19 protein-coding genes are annotated in these 22,216 nt (G+C 73.5%); 8 read left to right on the forward strand and 11 right to left on the reverse strand.

Annotated features, from left to right (window positions below; all coding sequences use genetic code 11):
• Positions 1-32: 32 nt before the first annotated feature.
• Together AH6_RS02110 and AH6_RS02115 are read right to left on the reverse strand one after the other, a co-directional pair.
• Complete coding sequence (locus tag AH6_RS02110) at positions 33-248, reverse strand: hypothetical protein (RefSeq protein ID WP_067472547.1); 216 nt, start codon at positions 246-248, stop codon at positions 33-35.
• Complete coding sequence (locus AH6_RS02115; protein ID WP_245679133.1) at positions 245-2,104, reverse strand: hypothetical protein; 1,860 nt, start codon at positions 2,102-2,104, stop codon at positions 245-247. Before AH6_RS02115 ends, AH6_RS02110 begins: the two co-directional genes overlap by 4 nt.
• 150 nt (positions 2,105-2,254) lie before the next feature.
• Here AH6_RS02115 and AH6_RS43305 point away from each other — a divergent pair, with 150 nt between their 5' ends.
• Together AH6_RS43305 and AH6_RS02125 are read left to right on the forward strand one after the other, a co-directional pair.
• Positions 2,255-2,677, forward strand: a complete 423-nt coding sequence (locus AH6_RS43305; RefSeq protein ID WP_157431212.1) for a cupredoxin domain-containing protein — start codon at positions 2,255-2,257, stop codon at positions 2,675-2,677.
• A 1-nt stretch (position 2,678) separates the two neighbouring features.
• A complete protein-coding gene (locus AH6_RS02125) occupies positions 2,679-4,001 on the forward strand; it encodes a hypothetical protein (RefSeq protein WP_067472553.1) in 1,323 nt (440 codons plus the stop codon).
• Positions 4,002-4,011: 10 nt separating this feature from the next.
• Here the strand turns inward: AH6_RS02125 and AH6_RS02130 are convergent, their stop codons facing one another.
• Together AH6_RS02130 and AH6_RS02135 are read right to left on the reverse strand one after the other, a co-directional pair.
• Positions 4,012-4,431 (reverse strand): DUF6069 family protein, encoded by a 420-nt coding sequence (locus AH6_RS02130; protein WP_067472556.1) that lies wholly within the window; start codon positions 4,429-4,431, stop codon positions 4,012-4,014.
• Positions 4,432-4,551: 120 nt separating this feature from the next.
• Positions 4,552-5,166, reverse strand: a complete 615-nt coding sequence (locus AH6_RS02135) for a dihydrofolate reductase family protein (RefSeq protein WP_067472559.1) — start codon at positions 5,164-5,166, stop codon at positions 4,552-4,554.
• A gap of 124 nt (positions 5,167-5,290) precedes the next feature.
• On the opposite strand from AH6_RS02135, the gene AH6_RS02140 reads away from it, so the two are divergent.
• Positions 5,291-5,938, forward strand: coding sequence for a TetR/AcrR family transcriptional regulator (locus AH6_RS02140; RefSeq protein ID WP_067472562.1), 648 nt, complete (start codon positions 5,291-5,293; stop codon positions 5,936-5,938).
• An 18-nt stretch (positions 5,939-5,956) separates the two neighbouring features.
• Here the strand turns inward: AH6_RS02140 and AH6_RS02145 are convergent, their stop codons facing one another.
• From AH6_RS02145 to AH6_RS02155, 3 genes are all read right to left on the reverse strand, one after another.
• Positions 5,957-6,829 carry a hypothetical protein gene (locus AH6_RS02145; RefSeq protein WP_067472565.1) on the reverse strand — a complete coding sequence of 291 codons (873 nt, stop codon included), beginning with the start codon at positions 6,827-6,829 and terminating at the stop codon, positions 5,957-5,959.
• Between the two features lie 163 nt (positions 6,830-6,992).
• Positions 6,993-8,510, reverse strand: a complete 1,518-nt coding sequence (locus AH6_RS02150) for a M1 family metallopeptidase (protein WP_083982140.1) — start codon at positions 8,508-8,510, stop codon at positions 6,993-6,995.
• Positions 8,511-8,620: 110 nt separating this feature from the next.
• Complete coding sequence (locus AH6_RS02155) at positions 8,621-10,894, reverse strand: ATP-binding cassette domain-containing protein (protein WP_067472568.1); 2,274 nt, start codon at positions 10,892-10,894, stop codon at positions 8,621-8,623.
• A 64-nt stretch (positions 10,895-10,958) separates the two neighbouring features.
• Here AH6_RS02155 and AH6_RS02160 point away from each other — a divergent pair, with 64 nt between their 5' ends.
• From AH6_RS02160 to AH6_RS02170, 3 genes are all read left to right on the forward strand, one after another.
• Entirely contained in the window at positions 10,959-11,918 is a 960-nt protein-coding gene (locus AH6_RS02160; RefSeq protein WP_067472571.1) for a helix-turn-helix transcriptional regulator, read from the forward strand.
• Positions 11,919-12,041: 123 nt separating this feature from the next.
• Positions 12,042-12,509 (forward strand): SRPBCC family protein, encoded by a 468-nt coding sequence (locus AH6_RS02165; protein ID WP_067472574.1) that lies wholly within the window; start codon positions 12,042-12,044, stop codon positions 12,507-12,509.
• A 154-nt stretch (positions 12,510-12,663) separates the two neighbouring features.
• Positions 12,664-14,037: an alkaline phosphatase PhoX gene (locus AH6_RS02170; protein WP_083982141.1), complete on the forward strand. Its 1,374-nt coding sequence runs from the start codon at positions 12,664-12,666 to the stop codon at positions 14,035-14,037.
• Between the two features lie 48 nt (positions 14,038-14,085).
• Here the strand turns inward: AH6_RS02170 and AH6_RS02175 are convergent, their stop codons facing one another.
• The 3 genes from AH6_RS02175 to AH6_RS02185 form a co-directional block, all read right to left on the reverse strand.
• Positions 14,086-15,864, reverse strand: coding sequence for an ABC transporter ATP-binding protein (locus tag AH6_RS02175; RefSeq protein ID WP_067472580.1), 1,779 nt, complete (start codon positions 15,862-15,864; stop codon positions 14,086-14,088).
• A complete protein-coding gene (locus AH6_RS46440) occupies positions 15,861-17,522 on the reverse strand; it encodes an ABC transporter transmembrane domain-containing protein (protein ID WP_281180177.1) in 1,662 nt (553 codons plus the stop codon). Before AH6_RS46440 ends, AH6_RS02175 begins: the two co-directional genes overlap by 4 nt.
• A 169-nt stretch (positions 17,523-17,691) precedes the next feature.
• Positions 17,692-18,465: an alpha/beta fold hydrolase gene (locus tag AH6_RS02185; protein ID WP_067472587.1), complete on the reverse strand. Its 774-nt coding sequence runs from the start codon at positions 18,463-18,465 to the stop codon at positions 17,692-17,694.
• A 209-nt stretch (positions 18,466-18,674) separates the two neighbouring features.
• Here AH6_RS02185 and AH6_RS02190 point away from each other — a divergent pair, with 209 nt between their 5' ends.
• Positions 18,675-19,811 carry a serine hydrolase domain-containing protein gene (locus AH6_RS02190; RefSeq protein WP_067472590.1) on the forward strand — a complete coding sequence of 379 codons (1,137 nt, stop codon included), beginning with the start codon at positions 18,675-18,677 and terminating at the stop codon, positions 19,809-19,811.
• 4 nt (positions 19,812-19,815) lie between these two features.
• Here AH6_RS02190 and AH6_RS02195 read toward each other — a convergent pair whose 3' ends face one another.
• Positions 19,816-21,543, reverse strand: a complete 1,728-nt coding sequence (locus AH6_RS02195; RefSeq protein WP_067472593.1) for a glycoside hydrolase family 16 protein — start codon at positions 21,541-21,543, stop codon at positions 19,816-19,818.
• 244 nt (positions 21,544-21,787) lie between these two features.
• Between AH6_RS02195 and AH6_RS02200 the strand changes: the two genes are divergently transcribed.
• On the forward strand, positions 21,788-22,210 hold the full coding sequence (locus tag AH6_RS02200; RefSeq protein ID WP_067472596.1) for a DoxX family protein: 423 nt from the start codon (positions 21,788-21,790) through the stop codon (positions 22,208-22,210).
• Positions 22,211-22,216: the final 6 nt, after the last annotated feature.

Here is a 22,216-nt window from a genome sequence, read left to right on the forward strand (position 1 = left end):
TCGCGCGGTGGCTGAGGTCTTTGAGACAGGCCCTAGGACACGTCCTCGGTGGTGGCCTTGGCGGACTCGTCTTCGGCGTCGGGTTCGTCGTCGCCGCGCCTGCGGTCGCGCCAGATCACCACCGCGATCACCGCGACGACCACGAAGGTCGGGACGAAGAACGGCACCGCGCTGATGATCGGGTGGGTGGCCAGCACGCCGTCCGCCAGCACCCCGTCCACCGGCAGGGTCAGGGCTCCGGCCGTCATGTGCCGACCTTCTCCCGGGGCGCGCCGGTCACCCGGGCCGGCTCGGGCAGCGTGCGGGCGACGCGCGCCACGCCCCAGCCGAGCGCGATCAGCAGCGCCAGCGTGCAGAACAGCACCACCGCCGACGCCGCCAGCCACAACCAGCCCGGCACGTCGCTCTTCAGCTCGCGCTGGAGGATCTTCTTCTCGCTCTGCACCGGCCGGGTGAAGCTGTCGGTGGCCGGGAGTTCCTTCGCGCCGATCGCCGGGTCGGCCGGCATGTAGATCGGCACCCCGGCCAGGGTGCGGCCGTCGTGCACGCGGATCAGCGTCTTCCAGTCGCCGTGCAGCGGCATCGGCGCGCTGGTGCGGTAGACGCCCTCGCTCTCCTTGACCATGGGCTCGACGTGCAGGCCCTGCCCCTGCCAGCCGGTGATGGCGACCCACGTCGGGCCGTCCACGGCGGTGCGCGGCGACAGGGTGACGCGCGCGTTGGCGGTGCGGTCGTCCTTGCCGCCCTTGACGTCGGTCAGGGTGACGGTCGCCTGCTGCCCCGTGGGGACGTTGATGACCAGGCCGTTGGCGACGGCGGCGGCGACCGCGAGGATCGACGCGGCGAACAGCGTGCGCGCCACGGCGGGCCTCGGCAGGCGCCCTTCCAGGCCCTCGGCGAGCATCGCGCCGCACAGGCCGCCCGCCACACCGCCGACGACCGCCATGATCATGCCCTCGACCAGGATGTCGCCGGTCCAGGCCAGCTTGAAGGCCACCTGGCTCCAGGCGTACTCGCCCGCGAACCCGACGGTGCCGATCAGCACGCCGCCGACCGCGCCCAGCAACAACGGACGGCGCACCAGCGCCAGCGCGACCAGCTCGATGACCAGCGCCTCGGCGAAGTACAGCGGGACCGACGCCCACAACTCGCCGATGACCGGGCCGACGAACACCGACACCCCGCCCCGGACCAGCATGTAGAACACCACGGCGAACAGCGCGCCGCCGCGCCCGACCCACAACCGGGCCGCGACCAGCGCGCAGCCCGCGGCCAGCGCGATCAGCAGCGGCTGGTGCACCAGGCGGAACTGCGGGACGCCGAAGTCGTACTCGGCCTGGAACACCGACAGGCCGATCAGCAGGCCGCCCGCGTGCATGCCGCGCCGGACGTAGCGCGCCCAGCCGGGCGGCTCCTGGTCGGCGGGGCCGTCGTAGGCGCGGCGGCCCTCGCGCTCCAGGATCATCATGGCGACCAGCGACAGGCCCGCGCCGCCGATGAGCATCAGGTGGGTGGGGCCCCACAGCGTGACGTCCTGGCCGAAGATGCGGTGCCACACGTCGTCCAGCGGGAAGCCCAGCAGCGCGTAGAACCCGGCTCCGGCCAGCAGCACGCCGCCCGCCGGGGCGTACCAGTCGCGGGTGATGCGGACGGCCGCCTTGCCCGGCCGCACGCCCTTGTTGGGCAGCACCACCGACAACACGCCGGAGGTGAAGATGCCGAACAGGCCGATCAGGATCGGGTAGTGCGCGATGTTGGCCAGCGGGCCCTCGTCACGGCCGTGCGAGATGTGCAGGGAGATGTCCCAGTACATGCCGAGCAGCGCGGTGATGAGGGAGACCAGGGCGACGATCACCGGCAGCGAGGCCCAGCCGGGCAGCCCGCGTCCCGGGCCGCGCTCGGACAGGTCGGCCAGCTTCGTCAGCAGCGTGATGCGGCCGGTGCGGTGCCCCCAGCCGAAGACCAGCAGCACCGCGGTCAGCACCGCCGCCGCGCCGGTGGCGATGACGATCTGATCGAGCGCCGCCCCGCCCGCGGGCTTGCTCTCCTGCGCGGCGAGCCGCAGCGCGACTTGTGTACCGGTGTTCGTCACTGGATCCCACACGGGTGCTCCTATAGCCATCCAAATGGGGTACAAACCACCCCGGCCGGAGTATGTCAGCTTTCAATGTGTCATTGTCTAGTGTCACGTTCTGTTGGTGTGGGACACCCACGGGAAAGAAGGGACGAACAGGTGTTGCTGAGGAGGGTTCTGGTGACCGCGGTGACAGTGGGAACGTTCGCCGCGGCGGCCGGATGCGGCGAGCCCGCCGACGATCCGGGCACGTCAGCGGGGACTTCCGGCGCGGCGTCCGCCGGGGCGACGCCCGGTGGCGCGACGGCCACAACCGCCTCGCCGTCAAGTAAGCAGAACGTTACGAACATCACGGTGACGGTCGCCAAGGGCAAGGTCCGCACCGACGGCGGCGGCCGGGTGAAGGTGAAGCGCGGCACGGCCGTCCGCGTCACCATCACCAGCGACGCCGCCGACGAGTTCCACCTGCACGGCTACGACCGCACCGTCGAGCTCAAGCCCGGCACGCCCGGAACGCTGGAGCTGACCGCCGACAAGCCCGGGGTGTTCGAGGCCGAGCTGCACCACTCCGGCGCGCGCGTGTTCGAGCTGCAGGTGGGCTGAGGTGCCCGTCCCCCCGGAGACGACGGTCCTCGCGCACGGGCTGGGCGGCCGGACCGACCTGCCGCTGGACGCGGTCGCCGCCATCGTCGGCGGCGGCGTGGCCGTGGCCGTCTCGTTCTTCGCCCTGACGGTGGCGTGGAAGCGGCCGAGGCTGCACCCCGAGGGCGGACGGCCGCTGCCCGCGCGCCTCGCCCGCCTCCTGGACGCACCCGCCCTGACCTGGGCGGGCCGCGTCCTGGCGCTGGCGGCGACGGCGCTGGTGGTCGTGGTCGCCTTCGCCGGGCCGCCCACCGACAAGACCAACCTGGCCCCGTGGGCCCTGTTCGTCACCTTCTGGGTCGGGCTGGTCCCCGCCAGCGTGCTGCTCGGCCCGGTGTGGCGGCGCGTCAACCCGCTGCGCACCCTGCACGCCGGACTGTGCCGCCTGACCCGCACCGACCCCCGCGGCCGCAGGCCGCTGCCGGACCGGCTCGGGTACCGGCCCGCCGCCGTCTGGCTGACGGCGTTCGTGTGGCTGGAGCTGGTCGCCCCGCACCGCTCCGACCCGCGCCTGGTCGGCACGCTGATCGTCGCGTACGCGGCCGTCAACGTGGCGCTGGCCTGGTGGTTCGGCCGCGACTGGTTCACCGGCGGCGACGGCTTCGAGGCGTATTCCAACCTGCTGGCCCGGCTCTGCCCGATCGGCCGCCGCACCGACGGCGTACTGGTGCTGCGGACCCCGCTGACCGGGCTGATGCGGCGCACCGGCGAACCCGGCCTGGTCGCGGCGGCCTGCGTGCTGATCGGCTCGACCGGCTTCGACGGCATCACCCGCACCACCTACTGGCGCGACAACGTCGACCCGTCCAGCCTGGTCGCCGGGACACTCGGGCTGGCCGCCGCGATCGGCGCGGTCACCGTTCTGTACCTGGCCGCGATGCGGGCGAGCGCGGCGCTGACCGGCGACGATCCGGCGGTGGTGCCGGGCCGGTTCGCCGCCACGCTGCTGCCGATCGCGCTCGGCTACACCCTGGCGCACTACTTCTCGTTCTTCGTGCTCGAAGGGCAGACGACGTTCATCCTGGCCAGCGACCCGTTCGGCACGGGGCTGAACCTGCTGGGCTCGACCGGCAACCGCGTCGACTACGACCTGGCCGGGCCGACGCTGACCGCGCAGGTGCAGGTGAACGCGATCGTGCTGGGGCACATCGCCGGGACGATCGCCGCGCACGACCTGGCGCTGCGCACCCAGCCCGCCGAGCGGACGCTGCGCGGCCAGCTCCCCATCGCGGCGGTCATGGTCGCGCTGACGTGCGCCGGGCTGTTCGCGCTGCTCAGCGGGTGACGCGGCCTCGTCAACGGGAGGAGGCGCGCAGCGTCGGAAGCAGGGCCGCTGCGACGACGACGTGGGTGAGGGCGAGGCTGATGCGGGTGGCCCAGGTCCCGTCCTCGATGCCGATCGGGACCATCGACAAGACCGTGACGGTCGCGGCCAAGACCGACCAGATCGTGACGGCGTGCCGGGTCCAGCGCTCCAGCAGCGCCAAGGCGGCCCAGCCCAGCAGCGCGAACAGCAGGCTGGCGACCACGATCACCGGGAGGGTGAAGTGGTAGGGCTCGGCGGCGCCGGGGGCGGTGAGGTCGAAGTCCACGCCCAACGTGCTGGCGGCCAGGTAGACGGCACCGTTGAGCACGGGCGCCAGGCCGACCATGGTGGCGCGGAGGCGACGGGTGGAGACGGCGGGACGCGGACGGACGCTGAGGGCGGCGGTCATGGCGGAGGTTCCTTCACTGTTCGCGGGGAGGAGCGGGGGCCTGCGGCGCAGGGCGCGCTCGGCTGAGCTGAGGGGATGACGGTTCTGGGCGAGGTCGCCCCGAACCGGGGAGCGCGGGGGTCAGGCGTCGAGGGCGACGGTGCCGTAGGCGAGGTCGCCGGTGCGCTGGTAGACGCTGTACACCACGCCCGCGGGCGTGCTGGAGACGCTGGTCAGCTTCAGGTTGGCCGGGACCGTGCCGGGGGTGAACAGGCGCTTGCCCTCGCCCAGGACGACGGGGAAGGTCAGCAGCCGGTACTCGTCGACCAGGTCGGCGCGCTGGAGGGTGCCGATGAGGTCGCTGCTGCCCTGGACGAGCAGTTCGCCGTCGGTGCGCTCCTTCAGGTCGGCGACGGTCTGCGCGGCGTCGCCGACCAGGACCTCGGTGTTGTTCCACGCGGCGGTCATCGGCGAGCGGGTGGTGACGTACTTGGCCATGCCGTTGAGCTGCGCGCCGCCCTCCTCGTCGGGGACGTTCGGCCAGTGCGCGGACAGGATGTCGTAGGAGCGGCGGCCCAGCAGCATCCCGGTGGCGGTGGCGAGCTGCCCGGCCATGATCCGGCCGAACTCCTCGTCCGCGTGCGGGACGAGCCAGCCGCCGTGGCGGAAGCCGTCGGAGTCGTCCTCGCCGGGGCCGCCGGGGGCCTGCATGACGCCGTCGAGGGACAGGAACGTCGAGACCACGAGCTTGCTCATCGGTGTTCTTCCTTCACAAGGGTTATGTGGACGGCGTCCACTTCTGGGCGTGGCCCGATCCTGCCACACATATGTGGATGCTGTCCACATAGGATGTGGACAGCATCCACATGAAGGGATCACGATGATGTCCGAGCAAACCGGCGCGCCCCGCCGGAGCACCTACCGGCACGGGAACCTGCGCCAGGCCCTGGTGGCGGCCGGGGTCGAGCTGGCCAGGACCGGCGGCCCCGAGGCGGTGGCGCTGCGCGCGGCCACCCGTAGCGCCGGGGTGTCGCCCAACGCCGCCTACCGGCACTTCGCCGACCGCGACGCCCTGGTCCACGCCGTGTCGCTGGAGGCGATGGCGGCGCTGGCCCGCACGATGGAGGCCGAGCGGCAGCGCCTGCACACCTCCGGCAGCGACCCCGTCCAGGAAGCGCTGGCGCGCTTCCGGGCCGTCGGCACCGGCTACCTGCGTTTCGCCTGCGTCCAGCGCGGGCTGTTCCGCGCCGCGTTCTTCGTCCCCGCCGACATGAGCCAGGCCGAGGCCGCCCCGTCGGCCGGAGCCGACGGCCGCACGCCCTTCCAGTTGCTGGGCGCGGCGCTGGACGATCTGGTCTCCTGCGGCAGGATGCCGGTCGAGCACCGGCCGGGCGCGGAATTCCTCATCTGGTCGTGCATGCACGGCCTGGCCGTCCTGCTCATCGACGGGCCGCTGCGCGGTCTACCGGACGCCCGGATCGAGCAGGCCGGCCGGGACCTCATCGGCATGATCGAACGAGGTCTCTGACGCCGCCCGCGCCGGCCGTCACTCCTCGCGCTCGTGCGGCTGGTGACGTGCCGGCCGGCGGTCGTCATCCTTCTTGGCGGCCAGTTCGGCGACCTTCGCGCGCTGCTTCTTGCGGCGGTCGTACTCGCCGACGGCCATGCCCATCGCGATCAGGATCGGGATCCAGTACTTGGTCGTGCGCAGGATCGCCTTGATCCAGCCGGGCACGTGCCAGTCCGGCCACGGGATGTCGGGCAGGTCGATGTCGGGCCAGGGGATGCTGGGCAGGTCGACGTCGGGCATGGGGATGTGCAGGTCGGGCCACGGGATGTCGGGCCAGGGCAGCTTGATGGCCAGGCCGATGCCCAGCAGCGGCCAGATCACCTTGCTGGTCGCCAGCGCCACGTGCCGGGCCGCGTACACCTTCGGGTGCTCGCGGGCGAACTTCTCGCGCTTGTGGGCGCGGGTGCCCTCCGGCGGCGCGAACGGCAGCTCGTCGAAGCGTTTCAGCAGCTCGGAGAGCTTCTCTTCCTTGTCGTCGTCCTCGTCTTCGGCTTTGTCGGCCTTCACCAGGCTGACCTTGCCGCCGCCGCCCTCCTCGCCCTCCTCGCCGTCCTTGGGCTTGGGCACCAGGACCGCGACGTGGCTCGCGTCGCCCAGCCAGTCCCAGACGACCTTGAGCTGGCAGCCCTCCCCGAACTCGGCCAGCACCCCCGGCTCGTCGATTTCGTCGAGCTTGACCGTGAGCGACTTGAGCTTGGTCTCCTTCTCGGCCACCCGCCGGCCGTCCACCAGCAGCCGGGCCCAGCGGGTCTTGCCGCGCGGCGCCGCCTCGGCCTCGATGCGGTGCTCCCCGTTGCGCAGCAGCCAGCGCCCCTCGGCCGTACCGGTCGGCGACGTCCCCGTGGTCATGGTCCAGTGCCCCTGTCCTCATCGTGGTGATGGCACCAGGTTCGCCGGTGCGGGGGTGGCCGGGCAGCCGCCGAAGCGCCATGGCCGATAGACCAAAGTCGATGCCCGCCCGGACCGGGGACGGTGCGGGCGGGCATCGGATCGAACGGGACGGATCAGCGGGTCACGGCAGCGGCGGGCGGCCGGGGGAGTGGATCCAGGTCTGGAAGAACTGGTCCAGGTCCTGCCCGGAGACCTGCTCGGCCAGGGCGGTGAACTGCTCGGTCACCACGTTCTTGTCGCGGTTGCGGGCGTACCAGGTGCGCAGCAGCTCCAGGAACTTTTCCTCGCCGATCTTCTCGCGGAGGAACTGGAGCACCATCGCGCCGCCGTGGTACTGGCGGTTGTGGAACATGGTGTCGCGCTTGGGGTCGGCGATGACCACGTTCCACCAGGCGTCGTCGGCCGGGTGCAGGTTGTAGGTGTTGCGGGCCTCGGTGGCGACGGTGTTGCCGCCCATGACCTTCTCGGTCCAGTACCAGTTGGACCAGCGCGCGAAGCTCTCGTTCAGCCAGATCTGCTGCCAGTCGCGGGGCGCGACCGCGTTGCCGAACCACTGGTGGGCCATCTCGTGGGCGATGGTGCGGTCGGGCCGGATCGCCGAGTAGACGGGTTTGCCGTTGGTCTCCAGCGAGAAGCCCAGTGGCTCGCCGTTGAAGCGGGCGTCGTCCACGATCGCGCCCGCGGTGCTGAACGGGTAGGCGCCGTAGGTCTGGACCCAGAAGTCGGTGGCCTTGGCGGTGGTGTCGTAGTAGTAGTCGATCGGGTCCACGCCGCCGGGCGCGGGCAGCTTGCGGACCTCGGGGTCGACGGCGACGTACATCGGCACGCCGCCGGGCGTCTTTCCGGTCTTGACGTCCCACTTGCCGATGTCGATGGTGGCCAGGTAGCTGGCCATCAGGCCCTCTTCGCGCCACTTGTAGGTGACCGACGGGGCGGCCGAGCGGCGGCGGCTGAAGGCGGCCCTGCCTTCGCTCCTGGACTCCAGCACGCCGTTGGCGACCGCGCCCAGTCCCTTGGGGACGGTGATGGAGAAGTCGTAGCGCGCCTTGTCGGAGGGGTGGTCGTTGGCGGGGAACCAGGTGGAGGCGCCGTCCGGCTCGGCTCCGACGTAGGCGCCGTCGGGGGTGTGCAGGAAACCGTAGGGCGAGCCGAACACGATGGGCGAGCCCACGATCGTCTGGGGAACGCCGCCGTAGGTGACGGCGACGTTGAAGGTGCTGCCCGCCTTCAGGCCCCGGCGCGGGGTGATCGTCAGCTCGGTGCCGCGCCGCCTGTGGTCGGCTTTGCGGCCGTCCACGGTGACGCTGTCGACGTCCATGCCGCTGAGGTCGAGGTTGAACGACGACAGGTTCTGGGTGGCGCGGGCGGTGATGACGGCCGTGCCGTCGAGCTGGTCGTGGTCGGGGTCGTAGGCCAGCTTGAGCTTGTAGTGGCCGACGTCGTAGCCGCCGTTGCCGAGGTTGGGGAAGTAGGGGTCGCCCGCCCCGGGCGCGCCCGGGGTGTAGCGGTCGCGGACGGCGGCGTCGGCGGCGGGAGCGAGGGTGAACACGCTGACCGCGGCGAGCGCGGCCGGCAGCGCGCGGCCCGGGGTGCCGGGCCTGCGCCGCCGGGAGTACGGCCGTGGGGGGAACGGCGTCATACTCGGTCCTCTCCATCGGGTGATCATGGGCAAGGGCGCCCACCTTCTCCCGATCGGAGGCGGTATGTCGAGGAATCAGCCGGAACAGGCCAGCGCGGGGCCGTGGCCGGTCAGCGGGCGCGGCGCAGGTGGTCGGCGGTCAGGGAGCCGGTGGCCTCGGCCAGCGCCGCCGGGGTGCCGGTGAACACGATCTCGCCGCCGTGCTTGCCGCCGTCGGGGCCGAGGTCGATGACCCAGTCGGCGCGCTTGACGACGTCGAGGTTGTGCTCGATGACGATGACGGTGTTGCCGCCGTCCACCAGCCGGTCCAGCAGCGCGGTCAGCGTGCCGATGTCGGCCATGTGCAGGCCGGTGGTGGGCTCGTCCAGCACGTACACCATGCCGCTGCGGTGCAGGTGGTCGGCGAGTTTGAGGCGCTGGCGCTCGCCGCCCGACAGGGTGCTGAGCGGCTGGCCGAGCGTCAGATAGGGCAGGCCCACGTCGTTGAGGGTGCGCAGTTTGGCGTGGACGCGGGGTTCGGGGAAGAACGTGAGCGCCTCCTCGGCGGTGAGCGCCAGCACGTCGGCGACGGTCCTGCCGCGCAGCCGGTGTCCCAGCGCCTCGGGCCGGTAGCGGGAGCCGCGGCACACCGGGCACACGGTGGTGACCGGGTCCATGAACGCCAGGTCGGTGAAGATGACGCCGTTGCCGTCGCACTCGGGGCAGGCGCCCTTGGAGTTGAAGCTGAACAGCCCGGCGTCGGCGCCGGTGGCGTCGGCGAACAGGCGGCGCACCGGGTCCATGACGCCGAGGTAGGTGGCGGGGCTGGAGCGGCGCGAGCCGCGGATCGCCGACTGGTCGACCAGCACCGCCTCGGGGTGCCGCGCGGCGAACACCCGCGACACCAGGGTGCTCTTGCCCGATCCGGCGACGCCGGTGACGGCGGTCAGCACGCCGGTGGGGAAGCGGGCGGTGACGTTCTTGAGGTTGTGCAGGTCCGCGCCGGTGACGGTGAGCCAGCCGGTCGGCTCGCGGAAACGTTGCTTGATGCGGGTGCCCTGGCGCAGCGCGCGGCCGGTGAGGGTGTCGGTCCCCAGCAGCCGTTCGACGGGGCCCTGGAACACGACGTGGCCGCCGTGCGCGCCCGCGCCGGGCCCGAGATCGACGACGTGGTCGGCGATGCGGATGACGTCGGGGTCGTGCTCGACCACCAGAACGGTGTTGCCCTTGTCGCGCAGCTGGCGCAGCAGGTCGATCAGGCGGCCGACGTCGCGCGGGTGCATCCCGACGCTGGGCTCGTCGAAGATGTAGGTCATGCCGGTGAGGCTGGAGCCCAGGTGCCGCACGACCTTCAGGCGCTGGGCCTCGCCGCCCGACAACGTGGCGGTCTCCCGGTCCAGGCTGAGGTAGCCGAGCCCGACCGCGACCAGCCGCCGCAGCCGGGTGATCGCAGCCTCGGCGATGGGGGTGCCGACCGGGTCGTCGACGGTGGCCAGGAACTCGATGAGGTCGGTGGCCTCCAGCGCGCTCAGTTCGGCGATGCTGCGGCCTTCGACGCGGGTGGCGAGCGCGGCGGCGTTCAGCCGGGCCCCCTCGCACACCGGGCACACCGCCTCGGTGACGACGGCGCGGGCCTCCTCGCGGGTGCGCGCCGACAGCCGGGTCAGGTCGCGGTTGATGTACAGGCGCTCGAACCGCTGGACCAGGCCCTCGTAGGCGTTGTGGCCCATCGAGCCGGTCCGGTTCTCGCGCGGCACGCGGAAGCCCTTGCCGTACAGCAGCAGGTCCCATTCCTCGGTGGTGAACTCGCCCAGGGGCTTGTCGGCGTCGAACAGGCCCGACTCTGCGTACAGCTGCCACCAGTAGCTGCCCACGCGCATCTGCGGGAGGCGGATCGCGCCCTCGTTGAGGCTCTTGGCGCGGTCGATGAACTTGTCCACGTCCAGCCGCACCACCCGGCCCAGCCCGTCGCATTCGGGGCACATGCCCTGCGGGTCGTTGAAGGAGTAGGCGCTCGCCTCGCCCGCACTGGGCTCGCCGTGGCGGGAGAACAGCACGCGCACGACCGAGGAGATGTCGGTGACGGTGCCGACGGTGGAGCGGGAGTTGCCGCCGATGGGCCGCTGGTCCACCACGATCGCCGGGGCGAGGTGGTCGATCGTGTCGGCGTCGGGGCGCTCGAACTTGGGCAGCCGGTTGCGCACGTACCAGGTGAAGGTCTCGTTGAGCTGGCGCTGGGACTCCACCGCGACGGTGTCGAACACGATCGAGGACTTGCCCGACCCCGACACCCCGGTGAACACCACGAGGCGCTCCTTGGGGATGCGCAGGTCGACGTCCTTGAGGTTGTTCTCCCGCGCGCCGGTGATGACGATGTGCTCCCGGTGCTCCTGTGGTTCGCTCATGGCCACGACGCTAGGCGGCCATCAGGCCAGATCCCGACCTGATGGCGCGGGCATACTGAGGGGCATGACCGACACCCCGGCGCGCCTGCTCCAGTTGTTGTCGTTGTTGCAGACCCGGCGCGAATGGACCGGCCCGGAGCTGACCGGCCGCCTGAAGGTGAGCGAGCGCACCGTGCGGCGCGACATCGAGCGCCTGCGCGAGCTGGGCTACCCGGTGCGCGCCACGCGCGGCGCGGTCGGCGGCTACCGGCTGGAGGCCGGGACCGCGATGCCGCCGCTGCTGCTGGACGACGAGGAGGCGGTGGCGATCGCGCTGGGCCTGCGGACGGCGGCGGGCGCGGCCGTGGAGGGCATCGGGGAGACCTCGGTGCGCGCGCTGGCCAAGCTGGAGCAGGTGCTGCCCGACCGGCTGCGCCGCCGGGTGTCGGCGCTGGCCACCGCGACCGTGCCGATCGACGACCCGCCCGCCGGTCCCACGGTCTCGGCCGAGACGCTGACGGTCCTGGCCGCCGCCTGCCGCGACCACGAGCGGCTGCGTTTCCGCTACCGCGACAAGGGCGACGGCGAGAGCCGCCGCCACGTCGAGCCGCACGGCCTGGTGTCGGCCGGGCGGCGCTGGTACCTGGTCGCCTGGGACGTCGAGCGCGCCGACTGGCGCACCTTCCGCGTCGACCGGATCGCCGATCCGCTGGCCACCGGCGTGCGCGACGCGCCCCGCGAGCTGCCCGCCGAGGACGCCGCCGCCTACGTCAAGCGTTCGCTGGCCGCCGCGCGTCCCACGGTGCGGGCGGTGCTGACCGTGCACGCCTCCGCCCGCGAGCTCGCCGACCGGTTCCGCGTCACCGACCAGGAACTGGAGCCGGTGGACGACCGCACCTGCACGTTGCGCGTCGCGGAGGCGTCCCTGGAGTGGACGGCGCTGCGCATCGCCTATCTGGGCATCGACTTCGAGGTCCGCGAGCCGCCGGAGCTGGCCGGCGTGCTGCGCGAGATGGGCGCGCGCCTGGTCCGCGCGGCGGGCTGATCCGGCACCGCGCCGACGGCGTCCCGAACGTGGCGGGTGACCGTGATCTGACGCACCGTTGTTTGGCCCCCGATGCGTCGGGCAGGGCGACAGGTGATCCCGTCGACACGAAGGAGTCAGGATATGAGCAAGATCGAGCAGTCGATCGACGTCGAGGTCCCGGTGCGCACCGCCTATAACCAGTGGACGCAGTTCGAGGACTTCCCGCAGTTCATGGAGGGTGTGGAGCGCATCGAGCAGCGCACGCCGACGCGCACCCACTGGGTCACCAAGATCGCCGGTGTCTCGCGCGAGTTCGACGCCGAGATCACCGAGCAGAACCCCGACGAGCGCGTCGCCTGGACCTCGGTCGAGGAGCCCCGGCAGGCCGGTGTGGTGACCTTCCACCGGCTCGGCGACAACACCACGCGCGTGATGCTCCAGATGGAGTTCGCGCCCGAGGGCCTGGCCGAGAAGGCCGCCGACAAGCTCAACCTCGTCGAGCGGCGCGTCAAGGGCGACCTGGAGCGCTTCAAGGAGTTCATCGAGAAGCGCGGCGGCCTGGAGACCGGCGCCTGGCGCGGCGAGGTGGGTCAGGACCCGACCTCCTGACCGGCCGCCCGGCCCGGCCACGGGCCCGACCGGCACGGCGTCGGCATGACGACCGGCGCGGCGACCGCCCTTGGGAAACGGAGCGTTCCCAAGGGCGGTTTCGTGTGTTACACACGGGTGGGTTCACCGTTACACCAGCGGCGGAGTGAGGGCCATGTCCGTAACACGACGTCAGATGCTCGCCCGGACCGGCGCGGTGGGGGCGGGCATCGCCTTCGCCGGTGCGGTGGACGAGCTGTTCGCCGGGAGCGCGGCGACCGCGCAGGTCGGCGGCCGTGCCGGGTACGGGCCGCTGGTGCCCGACCCCGCCGGGGTCCTGGACCTGCCGCGCGGTTTCCGCTACACGATCCTGTCGCGCGAGGGGCGGCCGCTGCGTTCGGGCGAGGGCCCGGTGCCCAGCCATCACGACGGCATGACCGCGCTCCCCGGGCGGCGACGCGACGAAGTATGGCTGGTGCGCAACCACGAGAACCGCCCCGACGCCGCCTACCGCGTGCCCGCGATCGACGGCCTCACCTACGACCCCGAAGGCAAGGGCGGCTGCACCTCGCTGGAGCTGCGCGACGGCCGGGTCCGCTCGGAGGGGGTCGCCATCGCCGGGACGGCGGTCAACTGCGCGGGCGGCCCCACCCCCTGGCACACCTGGCTGACGTGCGAGGAGGACGAGAGCAAGGCCGGAACCAACGGCTACACCAAGGACCACGGCTTCGTCTTCGAGGTCGATCCCTACCGGCGGCGCACCGACGCCGAGCCGTTCACCGCGATGGGCCGCTTCCAGCACGAGGCCATCGCGATCGACCCGCGTTCGGGCGTGGTGTACGAGACCGAGGACGCCTTCGACTTCCCATTCGGCCTGTTCTACCGGTTCCTGCCCAACCGGCCGCGCGGCGGGTACGGCAGCCTGCACGCGGGCGGCCGCCTGGAGGCGCTGCGGGTGCCGGGGGTGCCGGACCTGTCGGTGGTGCAGCGGCCCGGCGCGGCCTTCGACCGGGTGGAGTGGGGGAAGGTGCCCGACCCGCTGGCGCGGCAGACGCCGATCCGCGACCAGGACTTCGGCAAGGGCGGCATCACCCACGCCCAGAAGCTGGAGGGCTGCTACTGGGGCGGCGACCGCGTCTACTTCGTGTCGAGCTTCGCGCGGACCGGGGACGGCTCGCGGGCGGCGCACTTCGGTCAGGTGTGGTCCTACGAGCCGCGCCGGGGCCGGTTGACGCTGGTGATCGTGTTCGGGCCCGGCACGGACGTGGACAAGGTCGGCGAGTCGCCCGACAACATCTGCCTGGCCCCGCAGGGCGGGCTGATGGTGTGCGAGGACGGTGGCGGCGAGCAGTTCGTGTTCGGTGTGACGCGCGGCCGGACGGTGTACCCGATGGCGCGCAACCGGCAGAACATCGGCACGGCGCAGGAGCCGGAGTACGGCGAGTTCGCCGGGGTGACGTTCGCGCCGGACGGGCGCACGATGTTCGTCAACGTCTACGACCCGGGCACGACGTTCGCGGTGACCGGCCCCTGGGGCCGCGACGGCTGACGCCCCGCCCGGCACGTCCTGTCACGGCGGCGCTTTGCGACACCCGGTTCAGTTCTGGTCGCGGTTGCCGGACCAGGCCGCCCACAGGGCGGCGTAGCGGCCTCCGGCCGCGCGCAGCTCGTCGTGGGTGCCGCTCTCGACCACGCGGCCGCCGTCCATGACCACGACGCGGTCGGCGGTGGCGGCCTGGGGGAGGCGGTGGGCGACGATCAGCGCGGTGCGGCCGTCGACGGCGGCCGCGGCGGAACGTTCCAGGGCACGGGCCCCGGCGCTGCCGGCCTCGGCGGTGGCCTCGTCCAGCACCGCGACCGCGGGTCCGGCCAGCACCAGCCGGGCCAGGGCGAGTTGCTGGGCCTGGGCGCCGGTGAGGCGGTGGCCGCCCTCGCCGACCACGGTGGCCAGGCCGCCGGGCAGGGCGTCGGCCCACTCCAGCGCGCCGACGCGGTCGAGGGCGGCGCGCAGGTCGTCGTCGGCGGCGTCGGGGCGGGCCAGGCGCAGGTCGTCGGCCAGGGGTCCGGCGAACACGTGGACCTCCTGGGTGACCAGGGCGACGGCGCGGCGGACGGTGCCGGGGCCGAGGTCGGCCAGCGGGGCGCCGCCGAGCAGGACGGCGCCGCCGGTGGGCGGGTGCACGCCCGCGACGATCTTGGCGAGGGTGGTCTTGCCCGCGCCGCTGGCGCCGACGAGCGCGACGCGTTCGCCGGGCCGCAGGTCCAGGTCGACCGCGTGCAGGACGGGGCGGCCGGGCAGGTAGGCGTGTTCGACGGCGCGGGCGGTGAGATCGGCGGTCGCGGGGGCGGGCCGGGCGGTGGTGTCGGGTTCGGGACCCGCGGCGACGCCGACCAGCCGGGCCAGGCCCGCGGCGGCGGCCTGCGCGTCGTCCAGCAGCACCAGCACGGTGTTCATGGGCGCGAACAGGTTGTGGAAGTACAGGGCGGCGGCGGTCGCGGTGCCGATCGACACCGAGCCGCCGCGCACCAGGAGGAACCCGGCGGCCAGCACGGCGGTCAGGCCGACGAACTCGGCCACGTGCAGCCGGTTGTAGAAGCGCAGCACGAGCTTCACCCCGCGCAGGGTGAGGTCGACCACCGAGGCGGAGGCGCGGCCGACGCGGGCGGTGTGGTCGTCCTCCAGACGGAAGGCGCGCACGGTGGGGGCGCCGCCGATGCTGTCGAGCAGCCGCTGCTGCTGGACGCCGGTCTCCACGCGCTGGCGCACGTACAGGGGCGTGGCGCGGCGGACGTACCAGCGGGCGGTGGAGATCTGGACGGGCAGCGCGCACAGCGCCGCCGGAAGGAACCGCCAGTCCAGCAGGGCCAGGGCCGTCAGGGTGAGGACGATGGCCAGGCAGGAGCGCACCAGTTCGGGCAGGGCGCGGCGGACGGCCTCGGCGATGAGGGAGACGTCGCCGGTGACGCGGGCGGCCAGGTCGCCGGTTCCGGCGCGTTCGACCTGGTCCAGGGGCAGGTGCAGGGCGCGTTCGACGAAGCGTTCGCGCAGCCGGGCCAGCACGGTCTCGCCCAGGCGCGCGGTCAGCGACAGCCCGGCGGCGGTCGCGGCGCCCTGGGCGACGGCCACGACGACCAGCAGCACGATGACGGGCGTGATGGCGTCGGGGGAGCGGTGGTCGGCGACGATGTCGACGATGCGGCCGAGGGCGGGGGCGGTGAGCAGCCCGATGCCGGTGGCCGCGCCCAGGACGGCGAAGGCGGCCAGCGCCAGGCGGCGGTGCGGGCGGACCAGCTCGCCCAGCACGGCGCGGACCTGCGCGCCGGTGGCGGTGGGCAGCAAACCGGGGACCGGGGTGTCGGGAGGAGCGGCGCTCATGCCAGGACCGCCGTCCGGTAGGCGTCGTTGCGGTGGACCAGGTCGGTGTGGGCGGCGGTGTCGGTGAGGCGGCCGCCTTCCAGCAGCACCACGCGGTCGGTGGCGGCCAGCAGGGCGGGGCTGGTGGTGACCACCAGGGTGGTACGGCCGTCGCGCAGGGCGCGCAGGCCGTCGGCGATGCGGGCCTCGGTGACGGCGTCCACGGCGGTGGTGGGGTCGTGCAGGACCAGCACGGGCGAGTCGGCGGCCAGGGCGCGGGCCAGGGCGGCGCGCTGGCGCTGGCCGCCGGACAGGGCGCGGCCGTGCTCGCCGACGGGCGCGTCGGCGGCGATGTCGTCGGCGGCGGCCGCCAGCAGGGCCTTGCCCGGATCGGTGCGGGCGTTGGTGCGTGCGTCGGTGGGGACGGCGGCGGTCACGTTGTCCAGCAGGGTGCCCTCGAACAGGTCGGCGTCGTGCGGGGCGACCAGGATCGCCCGGCGCACCTCGCCGGGGTCGAGTGCGGAGAGGGCGACGCCGTCCAGCTCGACGGTGCCGGAGTCGGGGTCGGCCTGGCGGGCCAGGCAGCGCAGCAGGGCGGCGGCGTCGGCGGGCGCGGCGACCACGCCGAGCAGCTCGCCGGGGGCGACGTCGAGGTCCACGCCGTCCAGGGGGCCGCTGGTGACGCCGGTCAGGCGCAGGCGGCCGTGCACCGGGTGGGGCGGGGCGGCGGTCCCGGCGGGGACGGCGGCGGGCGCGGCCAGCACGGCGGCGATGCGGGCGGCCGAGGCGCGGGCCTGGGCCAGTTCGGTGGTGACCCACGACAACACCTGGAGGGGGCCGAGCAGCAGCAGGGCCAGGCCGACGGCGGTGACCAGCTCGCCCAGGCCGATGTCGCCGGCGGCGGCCAGGCGGCCGCCGATCAGCGCGACGACGGCGATGAACACGCCGGTGAGGGCGAGGACGGTGCCGTTCTGGGCGGCCTCGGCGCGGGCGGCGCGCAGGGTGGCGGCCAGCGACGCGCCGCTGGTGGCGCGGTAGCGGGCGACGGCGGCGGGTTCGGCGCCGATGCCCTTGAGCACCCGCAGCCCGCCGACCAGGTCCACCGCCACGGCCGAGGCGCGGGCGGCGCGTTCCTGCTCGGCGTGGCTGCGGCGTTCCAGGGGCTTGCTGAGCAGGTGCCCGGCGGCCAGCAGCGCAGGCGTGCCCAGCAGCACCAGCAGGCCGAGCGGCAACGAGATGCGCAGCAGCACCACCGCCGCGACCGCGATGCCGACCAGGGCGGCGATCCCGGCGAACAGCGCGACGTTGACCGCGCCGACGCGGCGGGCGTCCTCGGTGGCGATGGTGGCCAGCGCGCCGGGCAGCCGGCCGTCCTCGGCGCCGCCGCGCGGGTCCAGCACCCGTTCCACCAGCGCCATGCGCAGCCGGTGGGCGGCGCGGGCCCCGGCGCGCTCGCCCGCCATCGCGCCGAGCCGGAAGCTCCACGACAGCATGAAGTAGACCAGCGCGAGCACCGCCAGCCACAGCAGCAGCGCGCGGCCGTCGCCGGGGGCCAGGGCGCGGTCGACCGCCAGGCCGATCAGGACCGGCACCAGGGTCTCGCCGACCTGGTGCCCGGAGGCGAGCACGGCGCTGGCGGTCACGTCGCGCCACTGCGTGCGGACGGCGTCCCGGAGCACGCGCGGCCCCGTCGGCCCCTCGATCACACGATCCCCCGACCCGGCGTCCGACAAATAAGGCAAGCCTCATCTAACTACATGCCGGGCAGCGGGCAGAACGCGCTGATCAGGGCGAACGAGGTGGACGGGGCCGGGCAGGCGGCCGGGCGGGCGGCCGGTCAGCGGCGGGTCACAGGAAGCCGCGGACGGTGTCGACCAGCTCGCCGGGCCGCTCGAACAGCACCAGGTGGCCGCTGTCGAGGCTGGTGTAGCGGCTGCCGCCGATGCCCTCGTGCAGGGCGGTGGGGCCCCAGCCGGGCACCATCTGGTCGTGGCCGAGCTCCACCACCAGCGTCTCGCAGGTGACCTTGGGGAGCAGGGGGCGGATGTCGACCCGCAGGTCCAGCTCGATCTGCCGTTCCAGGCCCGGTTCGGGTTCGCCGGCCGCGACGATCTGCTCGACGCCCTCGGCGCCCAGGGTCTCCAGGAAGCGGGGGCTGAAGCCCGACAGGACCGCCAGCCGGTAGAACAGCCGGAAGTCGGTGCGGGCCAGGTCGCGCCACAGCTCGAACATCAGGCGCTGGCGGGCCGCGCCGGTGTGCGTCCAGCCGGCGACCAGCACCAGGCGGCGCACCAGCCCGGGGTGCAGGGCGGCGGTGGCGGCGGCGGCCACCGCGCCCAGGGAGAAGCCGACCATGTCCACCGGCCCGTCGGCCGCCGCGCGGGAGACGGCGGCGAGCTGGGCGGCGAGCGTCTCGACGGTCAGCGCGCCGCCGCCGTCGGTGGTCTTGCCGCTGCCGCTGCAGTCGGGGCGGATCACGGTGCGGTCGGCGCTGAAGGACTCCACCAGGTGGCCCCAGTGGGTCTCGGCGCTGCCCTGGGTGCCGTGCACCAGCACCAGCGGGGGCCCGGCGCCCTCGACCTCGTAGTGGACGGACGCGTCGGCGACGGTGACCGAGGGCATGGGCGGATCCTTTCGCGCGGGGGGGGGCGGGCCACGGAGGGGCGGGAGGGAGGCGGGTGGGGCGGGGAACGACCCGATCATGATGACCGTGGCGCGGGGGCGGGTGGAAGGGCCGGTTTTCTCGCAGGGTGAACCGGCGGGCGTCGCGACGGCCCGCTGTCTAGAATCTCGCTCTAGTCGGGGGCGCGCCGCCGGGCTACGGTGCGTCCATGGCGGAGATCCACGGTGTGTGCGACGAGCGGTTCGGCGCGGTGCGCGAGGTGCTGGCCGCGTCCCTGGACCGCGCGGACGTGGGGGCGTCGGCGGCGGTCTACCTGGAGGGCGAGCCGGTGGTGGACCTGTGGGGCGGCCACGCCGACGCCGCCCGCACCCGCCCCTGGGAGCGCGACACGCTGGTGAACTGCTGGTCGATCACCAAGACGATGACGGCGTTGTGCGCGCTGGTGCTGGCCGACCGGGGCGAGCTGGACCTGCACGCGCCGGTCGCGCGGTACTGGCCGGAGTTCGCGGCGGCGGGCAAGGAGCGCGTGGCGGTGTCGCACCTGCTGGCGCACACCGCGGGCCTGCCGTCCTGGGACGCCGAGCCGATGACCGTCGAGGACCTGTACGACTGGGAGCGGGCGACCTCGGTGCTGGCCCGCCAGGCCCCGCGCTGGGAACCGGGCGAGGGGTCGGGCTACCACGCCTTCACCCAGGGCTACCTGGTCGGGGAGGTGATCCGGCGCGTCACCGGGCAGAGCGTGGGGGCCTTCTTCGCCGAGCAGGTCGCTGGGCCGCTGGGCGCCGACTTCCACATCGGCCTGGCCGCCGAGCACGACGCGCGGGTGGCGCCGGTCATCCCGCCGCCGCGCCCGGAGGGGGCGGCGCTGGAGTCGGCGCGGGCGGCGGCGCGGCTGTTCGGCAACCCGCCGTTCAAGCCCGAGACCGCCAACACCGCCGCCTGGCGGCGCGCGGAGATCCCGGCGGCGGGCGGGCACGGCAACGCCCGATCGGTGGCGGCGGTGCAGTCGGTGCTGGCCAACGGCGGCAGCGCGCGCGGGGTGCGGCTGCTGTCGGAGGCGGGCTGCGAGCGGGTGCTGGAGGAGCAGTCCAACGGCAAGGACCGGTTCCTGCGCTTCCCGCTGCGGTTCGGGATGGGCTACGGGCTGCGCAGCGCGGAGGTGCCGATCTCGCCCAACCCCCGCACGTGCTTCTGGGGCGGGTGGGGCGGGTCGCTGGTGGTGGTCGACCTGGACGCGCGGATGTGCGTGTCCTACGTCATGAACAGGATGTTGTCCCCCGGCACGCTGGGCGACGACCGGGGGATCGGCGTGGTGCTGGCGGCCTACGCGTCGCTGCCGTCCTGAGGGCTCACCCGCTCTTGGCCGGGGCGGGCCGCGGGACGCACGGGGTGGGCTGTGCGGAGGGCTGCCCGGACGGTTGGTCGGACGGCGGCGCCGAGGGCGGGGGTGCCGACGGCGGTGCGGGGCTGGACGTGCCGTTCGCGGGCGGCCGGTAGATGCGGACCCAGTCCACTTCCATGGTGACCTTGTCGGGGGTGGAGCGGTCGCGGCAGTGGGCCGGTCCCCGGTCGCACGTTTGGTCCATCTGCAGGGCGAGGCCCATCGTGGTCTGCTTGGGCAGCAGCTTGCCGGTGTAGTGCCAGACCTTCCTGCCGTCGATGGAGAAGGCGAGGCCGCCGGGCAGCCAGTCGAGGGCGACGGTGCGCCAGCGGGTGAAGTCGGCGCGCACGTCGCGGCCGGTCTGCTCGCCGTCGGGGCCCTGGTGCACGAACAGGCCGGTGGTCTTGCGGGTGGGGTCGATGACCTCGGCGAAGTTGATCTCGGCTTTCTCGGGTTTCCCGAAGTGCTCGGGCCACAGCAGCGCGACGGCGGAGTAGCCGCGTCCGGCGTCGGCGCGCATGCGGACCTCCCAGCGGCCGTAGCGCTGGTTGAGGCGGGAGGCGACGCCGCCGGACAGGTCCTTGCCGTCGTAGAGGGCGCCGGTCAGGCGCAGGCGGCCGCCGGAGACGGCGGTGGCGGCTTTGGTGCGGGGGTTGACCTTGGCGTCGGGGCTGTCGTAGACGACCCATTTGGTGGGGTCGAGGGTGGTGCCGTCGAAGGTCTCGGTGACCACGGGCGCGCCCCAGCCGCCGGTGCCGGGCGTCTGCCCGCCGGGTGGTTGTTCGGGGGTGGTGGAGCGGGTGGCGTTGTGCTTTCTCATCACCGCTTGCAGGTCGGGGTGGCCGTCGTCGCCGTCGGCGTCGGCCAGGGCGGGGCAGGCCCATTCCTTCTGGCGGCCCCAGGAGTAGCTGATGTCCAGGGCGGGGCCGGGCAGCAGGGTCTTCCAGCGGTCCAGGATGGACTGGAGTTGGGCGGCGGTGGGCAGCCGCCAGTTCTTGTCACCGGTGCTGCACGCCTGCCCGAAGGTCTGGAAGACCGGCACCATCATGCGGCGGGAGAACCCGGCCTTGTCGGCCTGGGCGACCATGCGGTCGATGGCCTTGAGGTCGCAGCCCTTGGCCTCGGCGCGGCAGGGGTAGGGGTCCAGGCCGATGAGGTCCAGGTGGGTGTCGGCGACGCGCAGCGGCTCCATCGTCCAGTCGGTCAGCGAGGCGAACGCCTTCTGGCCGGGGGCGTGCTTGTGGACGATGTCGGCGCGCTTGCGGATCTCGCCGACCACGCCGGGGCACTGCTGGGGGTTGGGCTCGTCCGACAGGTACCACCCGTACACGCGCGGGTCGCGGGCCAGCCGTTTGACGGCGGCGGTGAAGTCGTCGGCCGACAGGGCGAAGTCGCCGCAGGTGAAGTTGCCGACCCAGACCATGGCCCGGCCGCCCTCGGGCAGCGCGGCGATCTCGGCGGGGTCGGGACCGACATCGAACAGGTCGTAGCCGAGGGCGGCGGCCCTGGCGCGGTCGGCGGCGGGCATGTTGAGCGCGAGGTGGCGGGTGCCGGTGGCGGGCCGTGCGCCGGTGGTGGTGGCCAGGCGCGGGGCGGCGTCCCCGGGGGTGGGGTTGAGGGCGAGCCCGGCGGTGGTGCCGGCGGCGGCCCCGGCCAGTGCGGCGGAGGCGATCCAGGCGATGAGGCGACGTCTCATGGCGCTTCTCCCAGCATCTGTTGCGGGATGTGGGGCTCGCGCCGATTCTGGACCGCTTCGACGGGCCGGGCGAGCTTTTCGTCAAGGCGGGCATGAGAGGCGGGGCACGCCACCTCTCCCCTTTTTCGCTTCTGACCTGCGGAAACGAAAACCCCAAAGAAAATGTCGCGGGGGATGTCGATCCGCCGGGCGGCCGTTCGACGCGTGGGTGAGGCAAGCCGACACCGCTTCTGAGGAGAACATCATGGCCGCCACCCACACCACCGCCACCGCCGCTCCCGCCGCCTCCTCCACCGCCGTGCGCCGGGTGTTGTGGACGCTGCGGGTCCTGCTGGGCGCGTTCCTGCTGTTCGGCTCGGCGCTGCCGAAGTTCGCCGGGCAGGCCGACGCGATGGAGACCTTCGCCAGGCTCGGCTGGGGCGACGGGATGCGCTACTTCGTCGGCGCGGTCGAGGCGGCCGGCGCGATCGGCCTGGTGGTGCCCGCACTGGCGGGGCTGGCGGCCACCGGGCTGATCGGCCTGATGATCGGCGCGGCGATCGTGCAGGTCACCGTGATCGAGCCGGCCTGGGCGGCGCTGCCGCTGGCCTTCGGCGTGGTGTTCGCCGCCGTGGCCTGGACCGAGCGCCGCCGCACCCGCGCGCTGGTGGACCTGCTCAAGCGCTGAACGCCG

Source organism: Actinomadura hibisca NBRC 15177 (genome assembly GCF_001552635.1).
GTDB lineage: Bacteria > Actinomycetota > Actinomycetes > Streptosporangiales > Streptosporangiaceae > Spirillospora > Spirillospora hibisca.